General features: G+C 35.2%; 5 protein-coding genes and 1 pseudogene. 1 reads left to right on the top strand and 5 read right to left on the bottom strand.

Annotated elements, in window-relative coordinates; all coding sequences use genetic code 11:
* Positions 1–130: 130 nt before the first annotated feature.
* Entirely contained in the window at positions 131–1,780 is a 1,650-nt protein-coding gene (locus tag ACKI67_RS09075) for a bifunctional N(6)-L-threonylcarbamoyladenine synthase/serine/threonine protein kinase (protein ID WP_407463210.1), read from the bottom strand.
* 295 nt (positions 1,781–2,075) lie between these two features.
* Between ACKI67_RS09075 and cobT the strand changes: the two genes are divergently transcribed.
* Complete coding sequence (cobT, locus tag ACKI67_RS09070; protein ID WP_407463211.1) at positions 2,076–3,140, top strand: nicotinate mononucleotide-dependent phosphoribosyltransferase CobT; 1,065 nt, start codon at positions 2,076–2,078, stop codon at positions 3,138–3,140.
* A gap of 178 nt (positions 3,141–3,318) precedes the next feature.
* Here cobT and ACKI67_RS09065 read toward each other — a convergent pair whose 3' ends face one another.
* The 4 genes and pseudogenes from ACKI67_RS09065 to ACKI67_RS09050 all read right to left on the bottom strand — a co-directional run.
* A complete protein-coding gene (locus ACKI67_RS09065) occupies positions 3,319–3,516 on the bottom strand; it encodes an LSM domain-containing protein (RefSeq protein WP_295615626.1) in 198 nt (65 codons plus the stop codon).
* Between the two features lie 109 nt (positions 3,517–3,625).
* Positions 3,626–3,772 carry a hypothetical protein gene (locus tag ACKI67_RS09060; protein ID WP_295608065.1) on the bottom strand — a complete coding sequence of 49 codons (147 nt, stop codon included), beginning with the start codon at positions 3,770–3,772 and terminating at the stop codon, positions 3,626–3,628.
* Positions 3,773–3,858: 86 nt separating this feature from the next.
* A complete protein-coding gene (surE, locus tag ACKI67_RS09055) occupies positions 3,859–4,638 on the bottom strand; it encodes a 5'/3'-nucleotidase SurE (protein ID WP_407463209.1) in 780 nt (259 codons plus the stop codon).
* A gap of 115 nt (positions 4,639–4,753) precedes the next feature.
* Positions 4,754–5,083: pseudogene (locus tag ACKI67_RS09050) on the bottom strand (thymidylate synthase); the annotation flags it as partial.

The following is a 5,083-nucleotide window of genomic DNA, read 5'->3' as shown; positions in this document are numbered from 1 at the left end:
GCTTTTATATTAAAAAATAATTAGTAAAATATAAAATTAGTTTAATATAGTAAACTATACATAAAAATAAGCATTTTAAATAGAAAAAAATAAAAAATAATAAAAAGAAAAAGTCAAGATAATTCTTGAACTAGTGAGTATACCTTCCTCTGCTTTCAATCTCATGAATCTTATTTGCCATCTTGGATTGATTGTTCAAATCATAAGCTTCTAAAATCCAATTGAATGTTTCAGTAGCTATATCATAATCAATGCTTTGGAATGATTTCTTTAAAACCAACAAATCTGCTGCCTTATCTTCCAAAAGGTCAGAATATTTGCCTAATCCAAAGTCAAAAATAGCTAGATTATCCTTAATATTGTCTAAATCATCATCCACCAGAATCATGTTGGAACCTGTCAAGTCCCCATGGATTATGTCTCCATCATGAAATGCCTTGATGTTTTCACCGATTGCAATAGCTAACTCCTTACGTTTTTCATCATCAATAGCTGACATGACATCCTTAACTAATGACCCATTGATCTTTTCCATGACAATTGATTTGTCTCCAAAGTCAACATCATATAAAATAGGAGCTCTGACACCAGTCCTTTTTACATCAGACAATATCTTGGCTTCGCTTTTGGTTCTAAGCTTTCTGATTTTGTTGTCTATCTCTTCAATCCTATAGGATTTGGAAACTCTGCTTTTTACAATAGCTTCCCTGCCAAGCCATGTTGCTTCATAGATATCTGATTCTGCTCCTTTCGCTTTAAGTTCCTTAGGCAAATCCAATTTGATTTTAGTATTGTCCACCCATGGAGCATCAACTTCATCGGTTCTGAACCTTTGAATTATATTTGTATCCTCTATTTTCAGTGGTCCGAATGTCTTGTACATCAATTGGCCGAGCCATGCAATCATTACACCATTGTCACCTGAATACTTCATCTCAGGCATGTAAAACTTGGCATAATGTTCCTCTGCCATAATCTGCATCATTTCTCTGAGTCTGCTGTTAGCAGAAACTCCCCCGCACAATAGAACTTCATCCTTTTCTGTATGGGCAAGTGCCCTTTCGGTTACTTCAACAAGCATTGCAAATGCTGTTTCCTGAAGGGAATAGCAGATATCTTCTATCCTTTCACCATTCTTATGTGCTCTAAGTGCTGCGGAGAGCAAACCTGAAAATGAGAAATCCATACCCTTTACCACATAAGGCAAATCGATATATGAGCCCTCTTTTGCAAGCTTTTCAACTACAGGCCCTCCTGGATGTCCAAGACCGGTTTCACGGCCGAAATGATCGAGACAGTTTCCAATAGCTATGTCCAATGTTTCACCGAAGATTCTGTATCTTCCGGATTCATAGGCAATGACCTGACTGTTTCCACCACTTACATAAAGTGTTACAGGATTGCGGGCACCAGTATCCAATTTTCCTATCTCAACATGTCCAATGCAATGGTTTACACCAACGATTGGAATGCCAAGACTTAGGGCAAGTGACCTTGCAGAAGTGGCAACGGTTCTAAGTGCAGGGCCAAGACCTGGACCTTGTGAAAATGAGATGAAATCAATATCCTTATAGCTGAGACCCGCATCTTCCATAGCCTGTGGAATGAGTTGTGGAATCCATTTGGCATGATGTTCAGCCGCTTCCCTTGGATGTATTCCTCCTTCCTCAGGATACAACTGTTTTCCAGCCATGGCTAAGACATTGCCATCACTGTCCACAATTCCAATTCCTGTCTTTTCTGCAGTTCCTTCAATTCCTAAAGATATCAATAGATTCACCTAAGATTTGTAAGTATTGAAAATAAAGTAAAAATAAAAATATTTTTTATGAAAAGTAGTTTTTTATTAATTTATCATTTTTTTAATTAATTTATCATTTTTTTTAATTAATTTATCATTTTTATTTGATTCATCATTTTTATAATTAATTTATTGACATACATTTATATAATTTTTACCAATAATATATTTATATAAATGAGTTAATTAATTTAATGAATCTGATGAAGAGAAAACATTAGAAATTCAATTAAAAAACTTAATAAATTTAAAAATTACAATTCAAGAGGATAAAATAATGGAAGGATTAAAAACTTACGGCTCAGATAAACTTGTAAAAGAATTGCCAAACTTAAAAAACCCTATTTTCATTTGTACAATAGCTACAACTGAAACATCTAAAATTCCAGGCCTTACTGGTGCTGGAGCAACTCCAGAACTTACAAAATACACACCTGCAGGAGATGCAGAACTTATTTTGGACGGAGAAGTAAAATGTATGACAGATATTCCTCAAACAATCATCGGTGAGGTTGTAACACCTACACCTTCAATGATCACCAAAGGTTCACTTGCACTTTGCAACTGTCCTGTAATGGTATTGGATGCAGGAAGTGAGATCAAGGCAAACAGTGATGTCTTTGACATAAGCGATGGAAAATGGGGAAAGGACATCAGAACAGGGCATGCTGTTGAAGACCCAGAATGCCTATTTGAAAAAGGATTTGAGTTGGCTGAAATCCTCTCTGAAAAGCATGACTACATCGTGATTGGTGAAAGCTTGCCTGCAGGAACAACCACTGCACTTGGTGTCTTGGTTGGTCTTGGCTATGATGCAAAGGGAAAGGTCAGCGGCTGTATGGACACCAATCCTCATGAGATGAAGAACGCTTTGGTTGAAGAAGGATTGAAGAATGCAGGTTTAGAAGAATCCAAGGATAATGATCCATTTGATGTTGTGGCTGCTGTTGGTGACCCTATGCTTCCAGCTGTTGCAGGAGTTCTTATGGGTGCAAAAGTCCCTGTCGTCTTGGCTGGAGGAACCCAACTTACTGCAGCATGTGCAATAGCTAAGGCATTAGATCCTGATTTTGACTTCTCAAACAGCTGCCTTGCAACCACTGCATTTGTTGTAAAGGATGAGACTGCAGACATATTGGACATAACAAATCAGATTGGAGACATTTCCGTAAATGCCGTAAACCCTAACTTTGAAATATCCAGTGTTGAAGGTCTCAAAAACTACACAAAAGGTTTCATTAAAGAGGGTGCAGGTGCTGGAGGAGCTATGTTCCTCGCTCTCATGTTAGGAAATGGCATCGATGAAATCAGAGAATCAATCGAAGATGCCTGCAGCTAAATAAAAAAGAAGATATTCAAGTTAAATTATTAATTTAATTTAACTTATTTTTTTAAAGAAAAAAATAGTTTGTAATAATTAAAACAAAAATCAAAATTAAAAAATAGGTCTAAAGTCCGTTAAAATATCTAAGAAAAAAAGTTTAAGAAAAAAGAAAAATAGAAAAAAAGAAAATAGCTTATTCTTGAATAGAAATAAATGCTATTTTTCCGCCTTTAATAACTTTTAAACCTTCACCATCATCTAACACTAAGTTTAAAAAGTTATCAATGGTAATTATTTTTCCTTCTACTTCTTCCCAGTTTTTTAAACCAATGAGAACATTTTTGCCTTTGAATTTAGCAAATTGTTTATTTACTTGGAAATTATCACTCATTCTATAGCCTCATAAAATTTTAAAAATAAAATTTAGATTAATATAAGTTTTGTAAAATATAATTTATTCTTAATGTTTTATAAACTTAATCTATAAGAATTAAAAAAAATTAATTTAAGTTCAATTCATTTAAAAGTTTATCTCTTTCTTTTCTAAGCTCTTTCAATAGTTTTTCATCATTGCAGCCTTCTTTTTCCAATTTTGCTAATGTGTGTGTTACAGCTTGCAATGTAGCTTCAAGTTGATTTACAGACATATTTTATCTCCTAAAATTTTTAAATAATTAATAATTATTATGTAACTTATCTTATATATTGTTTGTGTATTATGAAATAAATTTGGCTATTCGCCGTACCATCCCTTCAAGGCTTCCAAATCACTAGCCATATCCAATATCAAAGGAGTCAAGGTAGGCACATTCTCATTCAAAAGAACATGGTCGTCTGAATCTTCAGGATTTCCTTCATAGAAAATGCCATCAATCCAGTAATATTCCCTTCCTCTTGGATCTATACGCTTTTCAACAACAGGTTCATACATTCTTGTTGCCAAAGGACATATTTTTGCTTTGTAGGAATCTGGATTTGCTGGAACATTCAGATTCAATATGTCAACACCTTCTGGAAAGCCATTGTCGATGACCTTTTGAATAAGGTCTCCCAAGACTTTCTGGCTTGATGAAAAGTCAATTTCAATATGCCCTTCATCAAACTTGATGTTGTCATCTGGAGTATGCTGACTCACTGCAATTGTAGGAATTCCTAAAGAAGCCGCCTCTGTTGCAGCGCCTATTGTTCCAGATGTAGAAAGCTCTCCTTTTCCAGTATTTCTACCGGTGTTGATTCCAGAAATCACCAAATCAGGCCATTCATCCATAAGTTCATAAATTGCAATTGTCACTGCATCTGTAGGGGTTCCAGTGACTCCATATCCCATATCCCCATCTCTCAATTTTACTTCATTTACTCTAATAGGTTCAACGAGAGTCAATGCATGACCTATTCCACTTTGCTGATTGTATGGTGCAACCACCATGGTTTCACCAAACTTTTGGGCAACCTGCTTAGCAGCCAAAATGCCTGATGCGTCTACGCCATCGTCGTTAGATAATAAAATTTTCATATGAATCATCAAATAATAAAATAAAAAAATAGATTAAAAAAAGCAATAATTTTAGAATCATCCCCTAAGACAATCCTAAAATCTCAAATCTAAAAAATTTATAATAATCCTAAAATTACTTCAATGCATCCTTGTTGGCAGAAATCAATCTTCTTGCTGCCCTCATATCATTATTGTAGATATGACCGGAAGTTGAATGGTAGTGGAGTCCACCAAAGTTCAATTTGTCTCCCATGATTTCCTTGTTTACTTCCTCTTTCATCTTGATTCCAATATAGGTTATGAAGAACATGTTGGAATAGAATGCTCCAAAGATGTCATTTGAACGGAAGAAACAGTGAATGGTCAATTCTCCATCCCTTACGAGAATCTGTATGACCTGAAGACATGGAATGTCTTCCCTATCCCCATCCAATGCAGGGTCGATTGTTACAGCAACTGCACG

Source organism: Methanobrevibacter sp., assembly GCF_045577275.1.
Lineage (GTDB): Archaea > Methanobacteriota > Methanobacteria > Methanobacteriales > Methanobacteriaceae > Methanobrevibacter.
This window is presented reverse-complemented; position numbering and strand designations above follow the sequence as displayed.